The 21,683-nt window shown below is 72.1% G+C and carries 19 protein-coding genes; 11 read left to right on the forward strand and 8 right to left on the reverse strand.

The window, feature by feature from the left end; genetic code table 11:
• Positions 1–52 precede the first annotated feature (52 nt).
• A complete protein-coding gene (locus tag ACZ63I_RS25250) occupies positions 53–478 on the forward strand; it encodes a nuclear transport factor 2 family protein (RefSeq protein WP_469341270.1) in 426 nt (141 codons plus the stop codon).
• Entirely contained in the window at positions 475–1,323 is an 849-nt protein-coding gene (locus tag ACZ63I_RS25255; RefSeq protein WP_469341271.1) for an NmrA family NAD(P)-binding protein, read from the forward strand. The genes ACZ63I_RS25250 and ACZ63I_RS25255 overlap by 4 nt, the downstream gene beginning before the upstream one ends.
• A 29-nt stretch (positions 1,324–1,352) precedes the next feature.
• Here ACZ63I_RS25255 and ACZ63I_RS25260 read toward each other — a convergent pair whose 3' ends face one another.
• Positions 1,353–1,724 carry a hypothetical protein gene (locus ACZ63I_RS25260; protein WP_469341272.1) on the reverse strand — a complete coding sequence of 124 codons (372 nt, stop codon included), beginning with the start codon at positions 1,722–1,724 and terminating at the stop codon, positions 1,353–1,355.
• A gap of 5 nt (positions 1,725–1,729) precedes the next feature.
• Positions 1,730–2,101 (reverse strand): VOC family protein, encoded by a 372-nt coding sequence (locus tag ACZ63I_RS25265; protein ID WP_469341273.1) that lies wholly within the window; start codon positions 2,099–2,101, stop codon positions 1,730–1,732.
• Positions 2,102–2,258: 157 nt separating this feature from the next.
• Between ACZ63I_RS25265 and ACZ63I_RS25270 the strand changes: the two genes are divergently transcribed.
• Positions 2,259–3,230, forward strand: coding sequence for a hypothetical protein (locus tag ACZ63I_RS25270; protein WP_469341274.1), 972 nt, complete (start codon positions 2,259–2,261; stop codon positions 3,228–3,230).
• A gap of 70 nt (positions 3,231–3,300) precedes the next feature.
• Positions 3,301–4,182, forward strand: coding sequence for a GNAT family N-acetyltransferase (locus ACZ63I_RS25275; RefSeq protein ID WP_469341275.1), 882 nt, complete (start codon positions 3,301–3,303; stop codon positions 4,180–4,182).
• 16 nt (positions 4,183–4,198) lie between these two features.
• On the opposite strand, the gene ACZ63I_RS25280 is transcribed toward ACZ63I_RS25275, so the two are convergent.
• Complete coding sequence (locus tag ACZ63I_RS25280) at positions 4,199–5,077, reverse strand: GNAT family N-acetyltransferase (RefSeq protein WP_469341276.1); 879 nt, start codon at positions 5,075–5,077, stop codon at positions 4,199–4,201.
• Between the two features lie 59 nt (positions 5,078–5,136).
• Between ACZ63I_RS25280 and ACZ63I_RS25285 the strand changes: the two genes are divergently transcribed.
• Positions 5,137–6,747 carry a serine/threonine-protein kinase gene (locus ACZ63I_RS25285; protein WP_469341277.1) on the forward strand — a complete coding sequence of 537 codons (1,611 nt, stop codon included), beginning with the start codon at positions 5,137–5,139 and terminating at the stop codon, positions 6,745–6,747.
• A 4-nt stretch (positions 6,748–6,751) separates the two neighbouring features.
• On the opposite strand, the gene ACZ63I_RS25290 is transcribed toward ACZ63I_RS25285, so the two are convergent.
• A complete protein-coding gene (locus ACZ63I_RS25290) occupies positions 6,752–7,264 on the reverse strand; it encodes a pyridoxamine 5'-phosphate oxidase family protein (protein ID WP_469341278.1) in 513 nt (170 codons plus the stop codon).
• A gap of 205 nt (positions 7,265–7,469) precedes the next feature.
• Between ACZ63I_RS25290 and ACZ63I_RS25295 the strand changes: the two genes are divergently transcribed.
• Complete coding sequence (locus ACZ63I_RS25295; RefSeq protein WP_469341279.1) at positions 7,470–10,475, forward strand: bifunctional [glutamine synthetase] adenylyltransferase/[glutamine synthetase]-adenylyl-L-tyrosine phosphorylase; 3,006 nt, start codon at positions 7,470–7,472, stop codon at positions 10,473–10,475.
• 39 nt (positions 10,476–10,514) lie between these two features.
• Here ACZ63I_RS25295 and ACZ63I_RS25300 read toward each other — a convergent pair whose 3' ends face one another.
• Positions 10,515–11,408, reverse strand: coding sequence for a phosphatase PAP2 family protein (locus tag ACZ63I_RS25300; RefSeq protein ID WP_469341280.1), 894 nt, complete (start codon positions 11,406–11,408; stop codon positions 10,515–10,517).
• Between the two features lie 143 nt (positions 11,409–11,551).
• Here ACZ63I_RS25300 and ACZ63I_RS25305 point away from each other — a divergent pair, with 143 nt between their 5' ends.
• The 3 genes from ACZ63I_RS25305 (at position 11,552) to ACZ63I_RS25315 (ending at position 16,166) form a co-directional block, all read left to right on the forward strand.
• The gene (locus ACZ63I_RS25305) at positions 11,552–13,246 is read left to right on the forward strand and encodes a glycoside hydrolase family 13 protein (RefSeq protein ID WP_469341281.1); all 1,695 of its coding nucleotides are present in this window, start codon (positions 11,552–11,554) and stop codon (positions 13,244–13,246) included.
• 74 nt (positions 13,247–13,320) lie between these two features.
• Complete coding sequence (locus tag ACZ63I_RS25310; protein ID WP_469341374.1) at positions 13,321–15,363, forward strand: ATP-binding protein; 2,043 nt, start codon at positions 13,321–13,323, stop codon at positions 15,361–15,363.
• Between the two features lie 119 nt (positions 15,364–15,482).
• Positions 15,483–16,166 (forward strand): DUF4230 domain-containing protein, encoded by a 684-nt coding sequence (locus ACZ63I_RS25315; protein ID WP_469341282.1) that lies wholly within the window; start codon positions 15,483–15,485, stop codon positions 16,164–16,166.
• On the opposite strand, the gene ACZ63I_RS25320 is transcribed toward ACZ63I_RS25315, so the two are convergent.
• Positions 16,157–16,855 (reverse strand): TetR/AcrR family transcriptional regulator, encoded by a 699-nt coding sequence (locus tag ACZ63I_RS25320; protein WP_469341283.1) that lies wholly within the window; start codon positions 16,853–16,855, stop codon positions 16,157–16,159. The two genes, ACZ63I_RS25315 and ACZ63I_RS25320, sit on opposite strands and share 10 nt — an antisense overlap.
• A 52-nt stretch (positions 16,856–16,907) precedes the next feature.
• Between ACZ63I_RS25320 and ACZ63I_RS25325 the strand changes: the two genes are divergently transcribed.
• Entirely contained in the window at positions 16,908–17,276 is a 369-nt protein-coding gene (locus ACZ63I_RS25325; protein ID WP_469341284.1) for a hypothetical protein, read from the forward strand.
• A gap of 248 nt (positions 17,277–17,524) precedes the next feature.
• Here the strand turns inward: ACZ63I_RS25325 and ACZ63I_RS25330 are convergent, their stop codons facing one another.
• Complete coding sequence (locus ACZ63I_RS25330) at positions 17,525–19,513, reverse strand: hypothetical protein (RefSeq protein WP_469341285.1); 1,989 nt, start codon at positions 19,511–19,513, stop codon at positions 17,525–17,527.
• A gap of 115 nt (positions 19,514–19,628) precedes the next feature.
• Between ACZ63I_RS25330 and ACZ63I_RS25335 the strand changes: the two genes are divergently transcribed.
• The gene (locus tag ACZ63I_RS25335; RefSeq protein ID WP_469341286.1) at positions 19,629–20,090 is read left to right on the forward strand and encodes a hypothetical protein; all 462 of its coding nucleotides are present in this window, start codon (positions 19,629–19,631) and stop codon (positions 20,088–20,090) included.
• Positions 20,091–20,182: 92 nt separating this feature from the next.
• On the opposite strand, the gene ACZ63I_RS25340 is transcribed toward ACZ63I_RS25335, so the two are convergent.
• Entirely contained in the window at positions 20,183–21,682 is a 1,500-nt protein-coding gene (locus ACZ63I_RS25340) for a DUF1996 domain-containing protein (protein WP_469341287.1), read from the reverse strand.
• Between the last annotated feature and the right edge of the window lies 1 nt (position 21,683).

A 21,683-nucleotide genomic window follows, 5' to 3' on the forward strand; every position in this document is an offset into this window, starting at 1 on the left:
GTCGATATCAATCCGGACCCGAGGTCCGGATTGTATGAGAGGGAGGATACTCATGTCCGCACCGACTTCCCCGGCGGATCTCTACCGCCACAGTCTGCGACTGCTGCTGGACAAGGACATGTCCGGCTGGGTCGGCCTCTGGGCCGAGGGCGGCGTCATGGAATTCCCCTTCGCCCCCGACGGCTGGCCCGCGCGGCTGGACGGCAGGGCGGCCGTCGCCGACTACATGCGGCACTACCCGGACCACATCGATCTGCACGACTTCCCCGCCCTGCGGATCCACGAGACCGCCGATCCGGAGGTCATCGTGGTCGAGATGCGCGGCGTCGGCCGCCGGGTGGAGACCGACAGCCCGTTCGACATGACGTACATCGCTGTCGTCACCGTCCAGGACGGCCGCTTCACCTCGTACCGCGACTACTGGAACCCCCTCGCCGTGCTCGAACCCGGCACCGACTTCGCGGGAAGCAACCGATGACCGCCGCAGCCGCCACACTGGTCATCGGCGCGACCGGCACCACCGGCAGCCGCACCGCCGCGCAACTCACGGCCGCAGGCCACCGGGTCCGGGCCGCCAGCCGGCGCGCCACTCCCGTCCCGGGCGCCGAGCCGGTGGGTTTCGACTGGTACGCCCCAGACACCCACGCCGCCGCCCTCGACGGGGTCGACCGCGTCTATCTCATCCCGCCGCTGGGCGACTCCGACCCCGCGGCCGTCATGCTGCCGTTCCTCCGCCAGGCCCGTACGGTCGGCGTGCGCCGCGCGGTGCTGCTCAGCTCCTCGGCCATCCCCGAGGGCGGGCCCGCGGTGGGCGCGGTGCACCAGGCGCTGCCCGGTCTGTTCGACGAGTGGGCGGTGCTGCGGCCCTCCTGGTTCATGCAGAACTTCACCGGCGCGCACGCACACGCCGTGAGCATCCGCGACGAGGGCATCATCCGGTCCGCGACCGGAAGCGGCCGCGTCGGCTTCGTCGACGCCGAAGACATCGCGGCCGTCGCCGTCAGCGCCCTCACCGACGCGCACGCCCCCGACGCCGATCTCGTCCTCACCGGACCCGAGGCGCTCAGCTACGACGACATCGCCGCGATCACCACCGAGGTCACCGGCCGCCCGGTGACCCACCGCCCGCTGTCGTACGAACAGCTCCGCGACCACCTCGCGGCGCAGATCCCGGCGGAGTTCGCCGCGATGCTGGCCGCCATGGACCAGGCCATCGCCGAGGGCTCCGAGGACCGCGTCACCGACACCATCCAACGCCTCACGGGCCGCCCCGCACGCACCTTCCGCGCCCTTCTCGAAAGCGAGCTGCGATCAGGCAGTTGACGTTCCACCGCGACCGGCGGGCGCCCGCCTCATTCGCCAAGTCGCCTGCGCACCTTGGCGATACGTACGCGCGCACGCCGACCGTCTTCGGTTCCGGTGCGGACTCGGCGTTCCAGGCCCCCGACAACCACCTCTCCGAGCGGCGCATCCGGAACCTTCTTCCACGACTTGGGCCGCCGCCGCGACACGGCCCGTTCGACGGGGTCGGTGTCGGCGACCGGGGAGTTGGTCAGGCGGGCCAGGGTGAGTTGCATCCGTCGGCGGTTGGCGCTGTTGGTGGCCCGCTTGTGGTGCCGGATGCTCTTGCGTGAACGCTTGTCGTTCTCGCCGTACTTGTTGCGCCGGTCCTTGAGATAGCTCAGTTGCTTCTTCTCCTGAGGGCTCCTCCGCCTGGCGGTCATGGGCGTCAGGCGATCAGGGTCGTTTTGGGGCGGATCACGCAGAATTCGTTCCCCTCCGGGTCCGCGAGAACCGTCCAGGACTCCGTTCCCGACTGGCCCACGTCCACCCGGGTCGCGCCCAGGGCGAGGACGCGGGCGGTTTCGGCGTCGCGGTCCTCGGGGGACGGGGTCAGGTCCAGGTGGAGGCGGTTCTTGGTGGTCTTGTCGTCCGGGGACGGCATGAAGCAGATTCCCACCGGGGCGGTCTCGGACGGGCCGATCACCACCTCGCGGGCGCGTTCGGAGAGGATCCGCCAGTCCAGCACCTGGGACCAGAAGCGGGCCAGGGCGGGCAGGTCGTGGGTGTCGATGACGATGTGGTGGAGCGATAGCGGCATGCGCCGTCCCTACGTGATCGGTTCATGGTGCGGTCGGGTCGAGTTTGCACGGGGGAGCGGGCAGGGCGGGAGTGTTCTCGGCGGCGGGCCGAAGCAGTTCGCGTCAGGCGCTGGTCCGGTCACTGCCGCCGGACCCGCATCCTTCATGGAGGACACCATGCTCGCCAGAACGAAGATCCTCACCGGAGCCGTCGCCTCGATCGCCACTGGAGCGCTGCTGGGGTTCGGGCTGCCCGCGCAGGCCGCCGGGCCGGTACAGGCAGCGAACAGCGTGCAGGCGCCCGTCAAGGCCCCCGCCGCCGCGCCCGCGCCGCCCGTGCTCACCGCGACGCTCGCCAGGTCGTACGACACCTTCGACGCCAACCAGGGCGTCGCCGTCGACAAGAAGTACTTCTACGCGGTCAACAACAGCACCATCACCAAGCACGACAGGGCCACCGGCAAGCCGCTGCTCCAGTTCGTCGGTGCCGCGGGCGGGCCCATCACGCACATGGACAGTGCCACCGTCGTCGGCGGCAAGCTCTACGCCGCGACGTCCAACTACAGCACGTACCCCGAGAAGAGCTCGGTCGAGGTCTTCGACACCCGCACCATGCGGCACATCGACACGTACAGCTTCGGCGTCTACCGCGGCTCGCTGACCTGGCTCGACCGCCACGACGGCGCCTGGTGGGCCGGGTTCGCCAACTACGACATCGTCGGGTCCGGGCAGACCGAGCCGTATGGCAGGACGGACAACACCCAGATCGTGAAGCTGAACGACAAGTTCGCCGTCGAGCAGTCCTGGACGCTCCCGCAGGCGATCCTCGACCGGGTGCGGCCCATGAGCAACTCCGGTGGCTCCTGGGGCCCCGACGGCCGGCTCTGGCTCACCGGGCACGACCTCGGCGAGGCGTACGTGATGAGCATCCCGGCGGAGAGTTCGGACCTGACGTGGGACGCGACCGTCACCCTGCCGGACGTCGAGGGCCAGGCCATCGCCTGGGACCGGTCCGCCAAGCGGCCCACGCTGTGGGCGATCAAGCGCACCACCAAGCAGGTGCTGGACTTCGCCGTCCCCTACCCGGCCGTCAGGACCCCGCACACCGAGCAGTGGAAAGTCGTGGGACCCGGCCACTTCCAGCAGTGATACTGGGGATCGCCGCCGCAGCCCGCGCTGCGGCCCCGCCGCGATCCCCCCCGCTGATGACGGAGATGCTGTGCCGATACGTGTCGTCCCGCTCGTCGATCCCGACCGCGGTGCCACCAGCCACCGGCTCGTGTGGCTCGCCATCGGCGTCGACGGAAGTCCCGTCGGTACGGCGTTCCTGCGGATGTTCACCGGGGCCGGTCAGGAACACCTCGCCGAACTCGACCTGCGGGTGCATCCGGCCGAGTGGCGGGCCGGGGTCGGGTCCGCGCTGCTGGACGCCGCCGTCGCCGCCGCCCGCGCCGACGGGCGGCGTACCGTCATCGCGCAGCCGGACCCGGGCTCGGCGGGGGAGGAGTTCCTGCCGGCCCGGGGCTTCCGGAAGGTATTGGCGCTGACGCACACCCGGCTGCCGCTCGTCGCCGCCGACACCGCCGCGCTCACCGCCCTCGTCGAGCGCCCGCACCCCGGGTACCGGCTGACAGCCTGGGACGGCACCGTGCCCGACGAGCTGCTCGACACCTTCACCGCGTCCCGCCGGGCCATGGACGACATGCCGCTGGACGACGCCGACCACGGCCGGCAGGTCTGGGACGCCGACCGGGTCAAGGGCGCGGCGCGCGCCGTCGAGGTCCGGGGCGACATCCTGCACACCGTCGCCGCCGTGGCCGAGTCGGACGGCTCGATCGCCGGGTTCACCGAGTTGGTCGTTCCCGGCACGGGGACGGGCGACGGCCAGCACTACGGCACCGCCGTGCTGCCGCAGCACCGCGGGCACGGCCTCGGGCGCTGGATGAAGGCCGAGTCGATCCGGCAGGCGCGCGAACAACACCCGGAGCTGGAAGGTCTGTTGACCGATACGGCTGAGACCAATCAGCCCATGCGGAGCATCAACGACGCGCTCGGGTACGTCCCCACGCACACCTCGCTGGAGTTCCAGCTCGACCTGTGAGTACGGGGAGAAGCGCTCAGCGCGCCGGTTCCGCCTCCAGGAACGTACCCACGCGGCGGAAGCCGAGCCTGCCGTAGATACGGGCCACCGTCTCGTCCGTCGCGCCCAGGAACACCGTCCGCGCGCCGAGTTCACGTGCCTCGGCCACCAGCCGCGCCGTGACCGCCGTGGCAAGTCCGCGCCGCCGCGCGGCAGGCAGGGTACCGACCGCGCTGATCTCGGTGCAGCCGTCGACCACGCCGGGCAGCATCCCGGAGCTGAGCGCGCCTCCTGCCCTGCCGCCCGCCGCCAGCTCCACCGCCGCGACGACGGTCATCGTACCCGCCCGGATCTGCTCGGCCGTCCGCGCGGTCTCGCGGGCGTACGCCCGTACGGCGAAGGCCAGTTCGGCGGCGCCCGCCGTACCGACGTGCGTGCCCAGCTCGGCGAAGGCGAGATGCGCGACGGCGACCGCGCTCGCCAGCCTGGGGTCGTCGGCCGCGACGGTACGTACCGAGATCCCGGCCGGTACGGCGTCCGCCGCAGCGAGAGGTGCCGGTACGTCGTCGGGGAAGACCAGCAACGGCCTTTCCAGGACGGTCAGTCCGGCGTCCTCCGCCGCCTCGCGCAGCTCGGGCGCCGACTCGGCGACCCACTCGAAGACCTCGGGAACGCCCAGCGCCCGCTGCCGGTCGCGTACCCGCTCGACATCCGCCGCCCGCACCGCCCGCCGTGCGGCGGCGCCGCCGGGCGACGGGCGGGCGTGCAGCGGGCCGCCGCCGTCGCGCCGTACGAATAGCGTCAACGGCCCGAAGTCCTCCGCCCGCCCGGCCCTGCGGGGGAGCGCGTCCTGATAGCGGTCGATCCGGGCCAGCACGTCCGGGGCCCGGGTCGGCGATTCCTTGTCCGAAGTCACACAGCAAGCCAACCACCGGTGACAGACTGCGAACGTCGTGGAAGAGGGGGAGATGCCGCGTGGAAGGCACACTGCTGGCCGGTCGCTACCGGATCGGCGCGCGCATCGGCTCGGGCGGTATGGGCACGGTGTGGCACGCCACGGACGAGCGGCTGCGCCGCCCGGTCGCGGTGAAGACGCTCAACGCGCAGGCGGGGCTGGGTGATGAGGCCGAGCGGGTGTCGGCGGAGCGGTTCGAACGCGAGGCGATGGCGGCGGCCCGGCTCAACAGCCCGCACATCGTCACCGTCCACGACTCGGGTACGGAGGAACTGCCCACCGGCACCGTGCTGTTCCTGGTGATGGAGGAGCTGCCCGGCCGCTCCCTCGACCGCCTGCTGAACGGTACGCGGACGGATCTCGCCCAAATCAAGGCATGGGCGCGGGACATCTGCCGGGCCCTGGAGGTCGCCCACAAGGCGGACATCGTGCACCGCGACCTCAAACCGGCGAACGTGATGTTCAACGAGGACGGACGCGCTGTCGTCCTCGACTTCGGTCTCGCCCGGTTCACCGGCACCACCGACCTCACCACGCTCACCGCGTCCGGCGGCATGATGGGCACGCCCGCCTACATGTCACCGGAACAGGCGCGCGGCGACCGCGCGCTCGACGCGCGCAGCGACCTCTACTCGCTCGGCTGTGTGCTGTACGTACTGCTGACCGGCAGTACGCCGTTCCCCGCGAGCGCGTGGCACGTGGTGCTGCGCAAACACCTGGACGAGCCGCCGACTCCGCCCAGCGCCCACCGGCCGGGGCTCGGGCCCGAGTGGGACGCGCTGGTGCTCGACCTGCTCGCCAAGGACCCGGACCTGCGCCCGGCCGACGCCCGCACGGTGGCGGACCGGATCGGCGCGCTCCCGGACGGAGCGCAGGCGCAGGCCGCGCCGCCGCGCGTGAGCGCGCCGCCGGTGCCTCCGCCGGTGCGCGTGGCTGACGCCTTCGCGCCGACGGCCACGGCCCCGGTCCCGGCTCCGGCGAAGCCGCCGGTGGTCAACTCGCCCGTGGCGGCGCCGGTCGTTGAGGAGCCGGCAGCGGTCAGCCCGGCGCCGGCTGCCAAGACCAAACCCGCCGTGCCGGACCGGCTGTCGCGCCGGACGACCAGACGGGTCGTCGTACTGGGCGGCGCCGCCGTCAACGTCGGGTTGATCGCGACCACTCCGAAGACGGAGTTGTGGTGGGCCCCGGCGATCGCGCTGGCCGTCGCGCTGGTGTTGAACGTGCTGTGGAGCAAGACCAGGCCCGACATGGAAAGCGCGCTTCTCGGCTGCTCGATCATCGGCGTGCCTTTGGCCTGCGCCGTCGGCGGGCTCGTGGTCGATTTCTCCTGGTGGATGCTGCTCGTCGGAATTCTGGAACTACCACTCTCCCTGCTGGTGGCCGGTGCCGTCTCGGCGATGGGGGAGGGGGTTTCCGGGCTTCCCTCGGGTTCCGGTGAACTGCTCTCGTTCGTCTCCCTGGTGTCGGCGTCCTGCTATCTCGTCATCCAAGGTCTTGAGGAAGGCGATTGGATCATCCGTGCGCTCTGGGCGCTGCTGGTGTGGCTGGGCGTCGGCCTGGGGCTGACCATTGTGCTGGCCGTGTCGCGGCGCTCGCCCACAGCGGCCCCGGTCGACCGGGCCGCCCCCTGACACCTCACCCGAACTCCCACCGCGTCTGGCTGTACGGCGCCTTCCCGAAGCCGAACGCCGTGCGCGGCGCCACCTCGAAGACGTACGCCACATTGCCCTGCTCGCCGGTGAACGCGCCGTCCCGTACGTCGAAGTGCCAGTCAGCGCCGTACTTGCCCTCCCACGCCGTGGCGAGCGCGGTCAGCCGGGCGTCGTCCGTCACCCGTACCGCCCGGCCCTCGACGACCAGGTCGCAGCCGCCGTGCAGGGCGTTCGTGCCGGTGGTCAGCACCACCTCCGGGTTGTCGGCGAGATTGCGCGCCTTGCGCTCCCGCGCCCCCGTGCAGAAGTACAGCGCGCCGTCCGACCACACCGCCAGCAGCGGGGTGACGTGCGGGCGGCCCTCCGGACGTACCGTCGTCAGCCAGAACACCTCCGCCTCCGTCAGCAGTGCCACCGCCCGCCCCCACTCCGTCGCGGTGGCCTGCGGTTCGCCGTAACGGGCGTCCAGCTCGGTACGCGGTGTCTGCTGCGCCATGACGCGGTCCTCTCGGTCGTTCGCTCCGTACGTTGGCTCCTGCCCTACGCAGAATGCAGACCGTGCGCGCGGTCGAGACTCATCGCTGGGCTGCGGCTACTCTCGGATCCGGACCTTGATCCGAGAGGTCCGGCAGGTCCGAGAGGCCCGGCAGGCCCGGGACCCCCGTGGTCCGGGGGCGGTGCGACAGGAGAGAGAGACCCAGATGACGTCGTTGCCGGGGCGCAGGAGCAGTACGTTCACCCGTCTGCTGCGGCACGGCTTCACCGACCCCTCCACCGCCGAGCGGTTCCTCGACGCCCCCGAGATGTCCGGCATACGGTCCGACCCGCTGCTCCTCGACGCGCTCGGCGCCACCGCCGATCCCGATCTGGCCCTGCGCGGCCTCGTCCGGCTGGCCGAGGCGCAGGAGCCGAAGGAGCGCAGCGTCCTGCTGGACACACTGGTCACGGCGAAGCCGCTGCGGGACCGGCTGCTCGGGGTGCTCGGGGCCTCCGAGGCGCTCGGCGACCATCTGGCCAGGCACCCGGCGGACTGGCAGGTCCTGGTCACCTACGAGTCCGCCGACCTGCACCCCGGTGTCGCCGAGTTCGAGCGCGGCCTGGCCGGCGCCACCGACCCCGTGTCGCTGCGGGTCGCCTACCGCCGCTGCCTGCTCGCCATCGCCGCCAGGGACGTGTGCGGTACGACGGACGTGGCGCAGGCGGCGGCCGAGCTGGCCGACCTCGCCACCGCCACCCTGCGCGCGGCGCTGAAGATGGCCTGCGCCGCCGCGCCCGAGGACGCGGCGGCCTGCCGGCTCGCCGTCATCGCCATGGGCAAGTGCGGCGGCCATGAGCTGAACTACGTCTCCGACGTGGACGTGATCTTCGTCGGCGACCTCCCCGAGGACGCGCCCGACGACGCCGACGAGGGCAGGGCCGTCCAGGCGGCCACCCGGCTCGCCTCGCACCTCATGCGGATCTGCTCCGAGACGAACGCCGAGGGGACCATCTGGCCCGTCGACGCGAATCTGCGGCCCGAGGGCCGCAACGGGCCGCTCGTCCGCACGCTCAGCAGCCATCTCGCCTACTACCAGCGCTGGGCCAAGACCTGGGAGTTCCAGGCGCTGCTCAAGGCACGTCCGGTGGCGGGGGACGCGGCGCTCGGCGCCGAGTACATCGATGCGCTCGCCCCCCTGGTCTGGCAGGCGGCCGAGCGCGACCACTTCGTGCCCGACGTGCAGCAGATGCGCCGCAGGGTCGTCGACAACATCCCGGCCGGGCAGGTCGAGCGCGAGCTGAAGCTCGGGCCCGGCGGCCTGCGGGACGTCGAATTCGCCGTGCAGCTCCTGCAGTTGGTGCACGGCCGCAACGACTCGTCGCTGCGGCGCAGTTCGACGCTCGAAGCGCTGGCCGCCCTCGCGGCCGGCGGCTACGTCGGCAGGGCGGACGCCGCCCAACTGGACGAGGCGTACCGCTTCTTGCGCACCATGGAGCACCGCATCCAGCTCTTCCGGCTGCGCCGCACCCATCTCGTGCCCGAGGGCGAGGCGGATCTGCGCAGGCTCGGCCGCTCCCTCGGCCTGCGCGGCGATCCGGTCGCCGAGCTGAACAAGGCGTGGAAGCGGCACGCCTCGGTGGTGCGCCGGCTGCACGAGAAGCTGTTCTACCGGCCGCTGCTCGACGCCGTCGCCCAGCTCGCCCCCGGGGAGATCCGGCTCAGCGCGAAGGCGGCTGGGCAGCGGCTCGAAGCGCTCGGCTACGCCGACCCGGTGGCAGCGCTGCGGCATCTGGAGGCGCTGTCGTCGGGCGTGAGCCGCAAGGCGGCCATCCAGCGGACGCTGCTGCCGGTGCTGCTCGGCTGGTTCGCCGACTCCGCCGACCCGGACGCCGGGCTGCTGGGCTTCCGCAAGGTCTCCGACGCCCTCGGCAAGACGCCTTGGTATCTGCGGCTGCTGCGGGACGAGGGCGCGGCCGCCGAAAATCTGGCGCGTGTCCTGTCGGCCGGGCGACTCGCCCCCGACCTGCTGCTGCGGGCGCCCGAGGCGGTCGCCATCCTCGGCGACCCGCACGGTCTTGAGCCGCGCGCCCGCGCGGGCCTTGAGCAGGAGGTCATCGCCGCCGTCGGCAGGGCCGACACCGCAGAGGGCGCCGTCGCTTCGGCGCGCGGCGTGCGCAGGCGGGAGCTGTTCCGTACCGCCGCCGCCGACCTCATCGGCTCGTACGGTACGGAGGACAGCCCGGCGGAGGAGGATCCCGGCGCACTGGTCGACCGGGTCGGCAACGCCCTCACCGACCTCAACGCCGCCACCCTGGCGGGCGCCCTGCGCGCCGCCGTGCGGGCGGAGTGGGGCGACACCCTGCCCACCCGCTTCACCGTCATCGGCATGGGCCGCTTCGGCGGCCACGAACTGGCGTACGGCTCCGACGCCGACGTGCTCTTCGTGCACGAGCCGCGGGAAGGCGTGGACGAGCCGGAGGCGGCCCGCGCCGCCAACACCGTCGTCGCCGAGATGCGCAGGCTGCTGCAGATCCCCACGGCCGACCCGCCGCTGATGATCGACGCCGATCTGCGCCCCGAGGGCAAGAGCGGCCCGCTGGTCCGCACGCTCGCCTCCTACGCCGCGTACTACCGCCGCTGGTCGCTGGGCTGGGAGAGCCAGGCCCTGCTGCGCGCCGAGCCGATGGCGGGCGACGCTGACCTGGGCCGCCGGTTCATCGAGCTGATCGACCCGCTGCGCTACCCCGTCGAGGGCCTCGGCGAGGACGCGGTACGGGAGATCCGCCGGCTCAAGGCGCGGATGGAGACGGAGCGGATGCCGCGCGGCGCCGACCCGACCCTGCACACCAAACTGGGCCGCGGCGGGCTCTCCGACGTCGAGTGGACGGTCCAGCTCATCCAGATGCGGCACGCGTGGGCGGAGCCGGGGCTGCGCACCACCCGCACCCGCGCCGCGCTCGCCGCCGCGCGGGACGCGGGTCTGCTCGGCGAGGAGGAGGCGCGGACGCTGGACGAGGCGTGGGTCCTGGCGACGCGGGTACGCAACGGCGTGATGCTGGTGCGGGGCAGGCCCGGCGACACGTTCCCCTCCGACGGCCGGGAGTTGGGCGCGATGGGCCGCTACCTCGGCTACGGACCCGGCCACATCGGCGACATGCTGGAGGACTACCGCCGTACGACGCGCAGGGCGCGCGCCGTGATGGAGGAGCTGTTCTACGACGCGACGTAGCGCGCGCCGCGTGACCGGGCGCCCCGGACAGCGGGCCGCTCAGGAGCCGACGGACGCCCGCTGCTTCTCGTCTGCCGCCGGGAGTCTGGGCAGTTGGTACGGCAGCCGCCGGTACCACGCGTACGACACGCCGTACCCGAAGGCCAGGCAGAGCGCCCCGCCGACCGCGTCCAGCACGAAGTGGTTGGCGGTGGAGACGATGACCAGCAGCGTGACACACGGGTAGAGCAGGCCCAGGATCCGCGCCCAGGGCGCCTTGGCCAGCGCGAAGATGGTGATCCCGCACCACAGGGACCAGCCGATGTGCATCGACGGCATGGCCGCGTACTGGTTCGACACCTGCTTGAGGCTGCCCGCCGACATCGAGCCCCAGGTCTGGTGCACGGCGACCGTGTCGATGAAGTGGGTGTGCGTCATCAGCCGCGGCGGCGCCAGCGGATACAGGTAGTAACCGAGCAGGGCCACCACGGTGGTCGCGAAAAGGGCGAGCCGGGCGGCGGCATAACGGCCCGGATGGCGGCGGTACAACCAGATGAGCACACCGATGGTGACAATGAAGTGCAGAGTTGCGTAGTAGTAGTTCATGCTTACAATAAGCCAGGTCACAGAATTCAAGGCGTGATTGACCGTTTGTTCGAACGCGATTCCCAAAGTGTGTTCGGTATGCCAAATCCAGTTCGCATTGTGCAAGGCTTTGACGCGCTGTTCGGGGACCGCGTTCCGGATCAGCGAATATACCCAGTAACTGACGCCGATCAGCAGGATCTCGAACCAGATCCGTGGGTGGCGGGGCGTCCTCGCCCGCTGGATCCAGCTCCGGCGGGCTGCCGTGGCCTGCGGTTCTGTCACTTCTGACGCCTCGGCTTCCTCGTCCTTCGTGGGTGACGTGGCAGCCGGTCGGCCTTCCTGCGATTGCACGGTCGTTTCACCCATAGTGAGAGAGTTTGCCAGATACCCACCATCCGACCGATCATCCCCCGGCGGCGGGGGGCCCGCATTCGCGGGCAGTCGCGAACAGGGCCGCGAATTCCGGCATCAAGCCACATCAAGCGACAACAAGACACTTCAGGGACATCATGACCCAGCACATCGCCGCGACCGCCGTCGGCGCCTCCGGGCGCCGCGCACCGGTGCCCAGCTCCGGCTGGTGGCGGGACGCGGTGATCTACCAGGTCTACCCGCGCAGCTTCGCCGACGCCAACGGCGACGGCATGGGCGATCTCACCGGGGTGCGCGGCCGGCTGCCGCACCTCAGGGACCTCGGCGTCGACGCGGTGTGGCTGAGCCCCTTCTACGCGTCCCCGCAGGCCGACGCCGGGTACGACGTCGCCGACTACCGCGCCGTCGACCCGATGTTCGGCACGCTCGACGACGCGCGGGCGCTGATCCGCGACGCCCACGTGCTCGGTCTGCGCGTCATCTTCGATCTCGTGCCCAACCACTCGTCCAGCGACCACCCGTGGTTCCGGCAGGCCCTGCGGGACGGCCCCGGATCCGCGCTGCGCGCCCGCTACCACTTCCGTCCGGGCAAGGGCCCCGACGGCGAACTGCCGCCCAACGACTGGCCCTCGGTCTTCGGCGGCCCCGCCTGGACCCGCACCACCGACCCCGACGGCGCGCCCGGCGACTGGTATCTGCATCTCTTCGCACCCGAGCAGCCCGACTTCAACTGGGACCACCCGGCGGTCGCCGACGAGTTCCGCTCGATCCTGCGCTTCTGGCTCGACGCGGGCGTCGACGGCTTCCGGATCGACGTCGCCCACGGCCTCGTCAAGGCGCCCGGCATGCCCGACATCGGCGACGGCGGCACGGTCCGGCTGCTCGCCGACGGCATCCTGCCGTTCTTCGACCAGGACGGCGTGCACGAGATCTACCGCGACTGGCGCGTCCTGCTGGACAGTTACCCCGGCGAGCGGATCGCCGTCGCCGAGGCCTGGACCCCGACCGTCGACCGTACGGCGAACTACGTCCGCCCGGACGAACTCCACCAGGCGTTCAACTTCCAGTATCTGAGCGCCGCCTGGCGGGCCGACGAGCTGCGCCAGGTCATCGACCTCTCGCTCGCCGCGATGCGCCCCGTCGGCGCGCCCACCACCTGGGTGCTCTCCAACCACGACGTGACGCGGCACGCCACCCGCTTCGCCGGTCCGCCGGGCGCGGGCATCCAGACCCGGCAGCCCGGCGACCGCGAACTGGGGCTGCGCAGGGCCCGCGCGGCGACGCTGCTGATGCTGGCGCTGCCCGGCTCCGCCTACCTCTACCAGGGCGAGGAGTTGGGGCTGCCCGATGTCACCGACCTGCCCGACGAGGTGCGGCAGGACCCGTCGTTCTTCCGCGCGGCCGGCCAGGACGGCTTCCGCGACGGCTGCCGGGTGCCGATCCCCTGGACCAGGGACGGCGGCTCGTACGGCTTCGGCGCGGGCGGCAGTTGGCTGCCGCAGCCCGAGAGCTGGGCCGGGCTGAGCGTCGAGGCGCAGACCGGCGACCCCGGTTCCACCCTGGAGATGTACCGCGCGGCGCTCGCCGCACGGAAGGACCACCCCGGCCTCGGCGCGGGGGCCGAGGTGGAATGGCTCGAAGCACCGGACGGCGTACTCGTCTTCGGCCGCCCGGGTTTCGTCTGCGCCGTCAACACGACGGACAGCCCCGTACGCCTCGCCGGGTACGGCAGCGTGCTGCTCGCCAGCGGACCGCTGGCCGCCGACAAGACCGTACTGCCCGCCGACACCACGGTCTGGTGGTCCGCGCACCCGGCGGAAACCGGCCAATGACGTCAACGGGTTTGTGACAGATCCCGCCACGGGTGCCGACAGCGAGCCGCAACTGCGCCAAACTGTGTCCCGTGGTGGGAAACCTTCCGCGTGAGACGACCAGCTTCGTGGGGCGCAGGACCGAACTGGCCGTCCTGGAAGCATCGATCGAGAAGCACCGGCTGATCACCCTGATCGGCAGCGGTGGTGTCGGCAAGAGCCGGCTCGCCCTGCGCGCTGCCCGTACGGCGGTCGAGCGCCGCCCCGACGGAGTCGCCTGGGTCGACCTCTCGCCGCTGTACGACGAGCGGCTGCTGCTCTCCACCGTCTCCGAAGCCGTCGGACTCCTCGACCACACCACGCGCAGCCCCGTCGAAGCGCTCTGCGAATGGCTCGCGAACAGGAAGCTGCTGCTCGTCCTCGACTGCTGCGAACGGCTCGTGGACGCCTGCCGCCACCTCGTCGGCGAACTCCTCACTGCGGCGCCCGGCCTCACCGTCCTCGCCACCAGCCGGCATCCGCTCGGCGCGACGGACGAACACCGCATCGACGTCACCCCGCTGCCGCTCGACGGGGAAGAGGACGCCCTCCAGCTCTTCCGCGACCGCGCCGCCCGTATCGCACCGCACCTGAGCCTCGACGACCCGCGCACCGCCGTCGCCGCGGCCGAGATCTGCCGCAGGCTCGAAGGCATCCCGCTCGCCGTCGAACTCGCCTGCGCCCGGCTCGGCGACAGCAGCGTCGAACAGATCGCGGCCCGCCTCACCTCCCGGTTCGACATCCTCACCGACAAGAGCGTCTGGCCGCAGCGCCACCGCGCCCTGCGCACGGCCATCGGCTGGAGCCACGAACTCTGCGCACCGCTCGAACGTCTGCTGTGGGCCAGACTCTCCGTCTTCCGGGGCCAGATCGACGCCGAGGACGCCGTCGCCGTCTGCACGGGCGGTCCGCTCGCCGCCGCCGACATCCCGGCGGCGCTCGCCGGACTCACCGCCCAGTCCGTGCTCCGCCAGGACGGCAGCCGCTACCGGATGCTGGACACCCTGCGCGAGTACGGCGCCATGTGGCTCGCCGAACTCGGCGAGGAGCAGCTCATCGCCGACCGGCACGCCGCGCACTTCGCCGAGCTGACCCGGCAGGCGTACGCGGGCTGGCTGGGCCCGCGCCAGGTCGCCTGGTACCGCCGGGTCGCCGACACGCACGCCGATCTGTGCGCCGCCATCGAGCACCTGCTGCGCACCGACCCGGCGACCGCCGTCGAAATGGCCGGCCGCGCCGGGCTGTTCTGGAGCTGCTGCGGCCATCTGCACGAGGCCCGCAACTTCCTGGAGCGCGCCGTCGACGCCCACGACGCGCCGGGCCCCGACCACACCCGCGCCCTGTGGGCGCTCGGCATCGTCCTCGCGCTCCAGGGCGACCACGAAGCCGCGTACCGCTACGGCGAGGAGTGCGGCATCTCCGCCTGGCACGACAAGGACCCCGAGTCCCGGCTGCTGGCCGCGCACACCCTCGGCTTCACCTCGCTGCTGATGGGCAGGCCCCAGGCCGCCTACACGCTCTGCGACCGGGCCGTGCGCACCCTGTCGGGCGACCCGGTCAAGACCCCCTCGCAACTGCGCTGCATGGTCATACGGGTCTTCGCCCTCTCCGCCCTCGGCCGGCTCGACGAGGCGGGCGAGGAGGCCACCGCCGTCCAGCGGCTGAGCCTGCGCTACGGCGAACGGTGGTCCAGGGCCTACGCCGACCACCAACTCGCCCTGGTCCAGCTCATGAAGGGCAAACCGCGCGAGGCGGAGGGCCACGCGCGGGCGATGCTGCTGGGCAAGTTCGAGCTGCGCGACAGCTTCGGCATCGCGCTGGGCCTCGATCTGCTCGCGGGTGCGATGGCCGCCCAGGGCAACGGCGTCGGTGCCGCGCACGCGTACGGCGCGGGGCTCGCCCACTGGCACATGATCGGCCACCCGGAGGGCGGCAGCCCCGAACTCGCCGCTGTACGCGCCGAGTGGGAGCGCCAGGCCCGGGAAGCCGTCGGGGGTCCGGCGTACGACAACGCGTTCAACGAAGGTCTTGAGGACGACAGGGAGAAGGGGCTTGTCCGGGTGCTCCAGGGGCATGTGTCCGGTGACGAGGGCTTCTAGCAGGCCCCGAACGGCCTCCAACGGATAACGAAGAACCCGGGCCCGTAACGAACGGCACCGGCCGGTAACGAAGCGCGCCGGTTCCGGTTGAACTGGCGCGTACGGGCAACCAGTTAGGCATGACGTCCACCGACGTGAAACCGGACAACCGCCGGCCCGAGACGCGCACGTCGCGTCTGTCCTGGTGGGCCAAGCTGCCCATCGCCCTGGTCGTCGTGCTCGCGCTGCTCTTCTTCGGCAGCCGGCTCGACCTGATCCCCGGCTTCGACGACTTCTTCGGTAGCGAGACCCACGACCGCACCGGGCCGACCCTCCTCCAGTCCATCCAGGACCTGGACCGTTACGAGGCGGCCTCCGGCAATTTCCAGGTCGTGGTCGACCTGGAGAAGGACGCGAAGTTCCTGCCGGACGCGATCCGAGGTACCCGCACCCTGTATGTCGGCGCCGGGACTGTGAGTTCGTACGTCGACTTCAGCCACATCGGCGAGAACAGCGTCAAGACGAACAAGGACCGCACCACGGCGACGCTGCGTCTCCCGCACGCGACGCTCGGCAAGGCGGCCCTCGACCCGGACCGCTCGTACACGGTCGACAAGCAGCGCGGCCTGCTCGACCGGCTCGGCGATCTGTTCTCCGACAACCCCGGCAGCGAGAAGGCGGTCAACCAGCTCGCGGCCAAGCACATCAGCGAGGCGGCCAAGGAGAGCGAGCTGAACGCGCGCGCCGAGAAGAACACCACCAGCATGCTCCAGGGCCTGCTGCACTCCCTCGGCTTCACCCAGGTAAGCGTGACTTACGCCTGAGCGAGCAGCCCGGCGAGCCGGCCGGCCAGGACCCCGAAGGGTCCGTCGGCCGGCTCGACCGCGACGATGCGCAGCAGCAGCCCGGCCATCTCGTCGTCCTGAGCGGCGCTCACCGCCGCCAGGGCGGCGAAGTCATGTACGAGCTGCAACTCCAGCTCGGCGCGCGGTATTCGCTTGCCGTCCAGCCACAGCAGCGCGGTGGCCTCGGCCAGCGACACCCAGGAGCGCACCACGAGTTCGAGCCGCGCCGGCGGGTCGGACACCTCCAGATGCGACAGGATCTGCTCGTAGGCCGCCTGCCGCACCTCGTCGATCATCGCGTTGGCCCGCCGTACCGAACCGGCCGCGGGGCCGCCGCGCATCAGCGCGGAGAAGCCGGGCCCGTGCTCCTCGACGAAGTCGAAGAACCGTCCCATCACCCGCAGCAGCCGCTCCCCGAGCGGCCCTTCGCGCGGCTCGCGGAAGCGGGCCGCCAGTTCGTCGGCCGCGCGCCGCAGCGCCGCCTCGTAGAGGCTCTGCTTGCCGGGGAAGTAGTGGTACACCAACGGCCGGGAGATACCGGCCGCGACGGCGATCTCGTCGATCGAGACGTCTTCGGGCGAGCGGTTGCTGAACAGCTCCAGCGCCACACCGATGAGCTGCTGCTTCCGTTCTTCGACGCCCATCCTTCGGCGCACCCCGGTCGTCATATGAACAGCCTAACGGGCGGAGGCGGCGAGGTGTCCGTTACGCTCCCCGTTCATGAGCTCATCCGACCAGGAGCAGGACCAGGCACACGACCAGGAGCTGGACCAGGAACGGGACCAGGAGCTGGACCCGGACGAGGCCGTCGACCTACCGGCGGACCCCGAGCCCGGCCTGACACCCCGTCAAGCCCGGCGTATCCGCGTCGCGTTGGCCTCGGTGGTGCTCGCCGTGATGGCGGGGCTGCTCGCGATGCGACTGGCGGAGCGCACGTCGCTGCTGGTGGTCGGGGTGTACGGACTCGCGATGATCCTGTGCGGTGTGGTGATCGAGCTGAGCAGACACGGCCGCACCCGGCTCGGTACGTGGCTGCTGGGCGTCGGCCTCATCGCGGCCCTCGGCGCGGACTGGCTGCTGCTGCCTTAGGTCGCGCCCGCCCTGTCTCGTCCGGCCCGCGACGGCCGTCCGGCCCGTGACGGCCGTTCGGCCCGCGAGGTCCGTCCGGCCCGCGACGGTCGGTCGGTGGTGGCCGGCCGCGCACTCCCGGCCGTGCCGAACTGCCCGCCTGCGCTCGCCACACGTCAACTCCGGCGCCGCGCGCTGCCCCGTGCAGGCGCGGCGCGAGCCCCGCCCCGAGGGCGGCGGCCGCGCCACGCCGTGCCGTTACGGTCCGCTCAGCGCAGCGCGCCCGTCTCCGAGCCGTCCGCCAGTTGCCCGTCCAGCGACGCCCGCGCGCCCTCCTTGGCCGGTACGGCGAGCAGCCGCCCGTCCGACGTGCCCGTCACACCGCCGGACGCCGACAGGGACCGGAACTGCGAACTGCCCGCCGCCAGCAGGAACCAGTTGCCGCCGCGCGACTTCCACAGCACACCGGCCAGCACCTGCCCGGCGCGCGTCCCGCACGCGGGGGAGTCCTCCGCCTGCGCCGCCACCGCCCCCGTCGCCGACGTGTTCAGCGACGGCGCCTGGAACTGCGCCAGTTCCCTGCTGCCCGCGCCGCGCCAGGTGTCGCCGCGCGTGCACACCCACCGTGCCGTGCCGTTCGACTCGGGCAGCTCCTGGCTCGCGTACTGCCAGGAGTTGACCGACCGCACGCCGTGCGAGCGCATCGTGGACAGCAGGCACGCCGACCGCGCCCAGGACGCCCGCGCCGCCTCGCCGGTGGGGTCCTTCGGGTCGGTGGGGGACCCGTACGTCAGCCGGGCGGGGGCCAGTTCGCCCAGATCCGTGAGCAGCCGGTGCGCCGAGCCGTCCCGTACGTCCCGCACGTCCCGCACGTCCAGCGTGTCCCACGACGTGCAGGTGCCCGCGGGGGTGGGGCTCGACATCGGGTCGGTCACCCCGTCCGCGTTCCGGTGCAGCGGCCGCGCGGCGACGGCCGGGGTCAGCAGGTCGCGCACGGAGGCGGACCCGACCCAAGGCGCCGTCAGATAGCGGACGTTGCCGTCGGAGCGGCCCACCACCAGCGCGTCGGACGAGGCGCCGTCAGCGCCGTCGACCCGGGCGAAGTCGAGCGCCGCGCCCGTCTCGCCCCCGGCCGACTCGGCGTACCGCACGACCCGCAGCCCGTCGTGCAGCAGCACGACACGCGCCCCGTTCACCACGCCCGCGTACAGCAGTTGCGGTGAGCCCATCGGCGGCCCCGACGGCGTGCCGGGGGTCGCCGAGACATGGACGGTGGGGCCCGGCCGCGCCCAGACCGCCAGCGCGCGCCGCAGCAGCCCGGTGTCGTGGGTCAGCCCGCCGCGCGCGGGCCAGACCGTGAAGTCGGTGCGCGGGGCGCTCTCCCAGGCGGTCGGCGCGATCCGCACCACCTTCGCCGGATCCAGCGCCGACTCGGCCGCCGGGTTGAGGGCGTACGAGGGCGCGGCTGCGCCGTCAGGGGCCCAGCCGTCGCCGGGGATGCCCAGCAGCGCCCCGCACACCAGCAGGGCCGCTGCGGCGGCCAGGGCGGCCTTGCCGTGCTGGCGGCGGCGCATCAGGTCGGTGGGGCGCGCCTGGAGCGAGCACGGGTCGAACTCGGGCGACAGCAGCAGCTCCGCCGCCCCCGCCGCCGGCCCGGAGCGCGCCGCGCTGTCCACCTCGGCGAGCGCGGCTGCGGGAGCCGCCGTCCCCGCGGCGCTCAGCACCCGCCGTACGTCGGGGTCGGCCAGCCGCTCCAGCGCGCGCAGCACGAAAGCGGCGCGGGCCGGCCCGGAGAGCGCCGACAGCCACTGGTCCAGGGCGAGTTCGTCGGCGCCGCCGGAACGCGGGAACAGCCGCAGCCCCCACACGTGCGGCAGCAGCGGCGGGAGTTGGGCCCGCTTGGGCCAGGAGAGCCTGCGCAGCGGCAGCCCCGCGTCGAGCGCCTGGCGCAGCACCCGGCCGCGTACGAACACGTAACCGGCGTCCTGCGCGGGCGAACCCGCTTCGGTGGAGCGCGGGGCGGGAATGCCCGTCCCGTCGGCGGCCCGTACCTTCCCGCGCGGCAGGGCGCGCTGCGCCAGCGCGTGCGCGGTGAGCACCCGCCGGTTGCGGCCGAGCGACGGCGGCAGGACGAGATACGCGATGCGTACGAGACGGGGGTAGTGCTCGACGAGGGACGCCTCGGCCTGGTCGACGCCGACGGAGGCGGCGGAACCGGGGGCGGGGGCTGCGGTGGTGACGGCATCGGTGGGGCGCACGTACCGCAGAACGATCGAATGGTGCGATGGTCACTCCGCCCGGTGCGAGATCGGGCAAACGCGCCATCCCGCCGTTCCCCCGCGCGACGCCGTACGCGGGGGGCACGATGACCGCATGCGTACCGAACGACGAACGGCACCTGCGATCGCGGCCCTGGCCCTGGTCCTGCTCGCGGGCTGCGGCGCGAACGACGACGAGGCCCCCGAGGTGCCGAAGACGGCGACCGGGAGCCTCGAACAGATCGCATCGAAGGCGAAGTGCGATCCCAACCTGCAGACCGACGCGAGCGAGCTGCGGCAGGCCAACTGCACGACCGGGGACGGGAAGTACGTGCTCGCCACGTTCGCGACCGACCGCGGCCAGCGCGAGTGGATCAACGAGGCGAAGGATTACGGCGGTTCGTACCTCGTGGGCCGCAAGTGGGTTGCCGTGGGCACCCCGACGGTCGTCGCCGCGCTGCGCGGCCGGCTCGGCGGGACGGTGGAGACGGGAGCGTCCCACCAGCCGGGGACGGACATGAGCGGGATGCCGGGGATGGACATGAGCGGGATGCCCGGGATGGAGGGCACGGGCTGACACCGCGAGACCCGCCGCCCGGCTCCTCCCCGGAACCGGACGGCGGGCGGCAGGTGGCGGGTGGCAGCGGCGGGACCGGTGCCGGCAGTGCCTCAGCGGCAGCTTCGCCCGCTGTTGATGCAGCTCACCAGGCGGTTCATCAGGGCCTCGTCGAAGACGTTGATGAAGTCACCGTGGTCGGTGATGGGCTTGTGCAACTGCTCGGGGAACGAGTCGAGCGCGAAGCCGGGGCCCGGCGGCACGTCGTACACGATGCGCTGCTGGAGCTGCGGGATCGCCTTGAACCCGGCCGCGCAGCGGCCGTTCTGGTCGGCGAACGCCACGTGCGTGCGGTGGTTGGCGCTGTCGGTGTTCTGACCGTCCCAGCAGCTCTGGAACTTGAAGGTGCGGACCACCTTGCTGCCCTGCGGGCAGATCGGGTATTTGTCCTTGAGCTGGCGGTTCTCGAATCCGGTGCAGCTCCACGACGCGTTGGCGTTGGCGTCACCGTTGGTGAACGCCTTGGCGTCACCGGTGATGATGCGCAGGAATCGCGGCATCGCCGTCACCTTGGCGACCGGGCTGCCGACGAACTTGATGGTCGCCTGGGCCGGGGTCTGAATCTCTCCGGCATTTCCTTCCTTGCCGCCGCCGTCCGCGTTGGCGTCGTCCTCGGCCTTGCCGTTCTGCAGCCGGACCACCGGCCAGTAATAAGTCGACTTGTCACCGGGGTTGCTGCATGTGGTCTCACCCGCGGCGAAAGCGTCGTCGCTGGCGAATGCGTCATTGGCCTTGTTTCCCACGTAATCGTGCACGTGGTGCGCGCCATTGCTCACGCCGGGAGCGACAATGACGTTGTCCGAATTGTGCTTGCCCTCCTCATTACGTCCGCAATTGCTGGTGAAACTGCCCTTCGAGCCGCCGCGCGCCTGGCGCGGGGTGCGGACGTTCGGCCGGACGCTCTTGATGTCGACGAAGTCGGACGCCTCGGGGCCGTTGCCGCCCTGGCCCGCCTGGCCGCCGCCCGTACCGGGGTCGCCGCTCGGGGCGGCGCTCGGGTCGGCACCGGGATCGGCGCTCGGGTTGGTGCCCGCGTCCTGGCTCGGGGAAGCGCTCGGATCGCCCTGGCCACCGCCGTTGTCGTCACCCTGCATCGAGCAGGGCGCCAGGTCGTCCAGCCGGTGCGGCCGGTGGCCGGCGCGGCGCAGCGCCTCGTAGATCCGGTTCAGTCCGGTGAGGCGCTGGGCCTTCAGCGGGTCGAGGACCGCGCTCTTGGCGACGGCCGGATCCTGGTCGATCTGGGTCCGCCGGTCGGCGAACCGCTTGTAGGCATCGGTTATCTGGCTGTCGATCGCCGCCAGTTGCTGGTCCACCTGGGGGCGGGCCGCCGGGGGGACGTCCGTCAACTGGTTGGAGACATCGGGACAGTGGATGGTCGACACGTGATGCCCGGCGAAACGGGTGTGCTGCTGCTGGGACTTGCCGGCGTGGCCTTCTCCGGCGGATGCGTAGACATTGACCGCTACCAGCCCACCCCCGCCCAGCAGCAAGGCAGCCGCAGCGGCAATCGCCCGGTTCGCCAGTGTCGAGCGTTTTCTTGTTGCGCGTCGCATG

Source organism: Streptomyces sp. NPDC087906 (assembly GCF_055584925.1).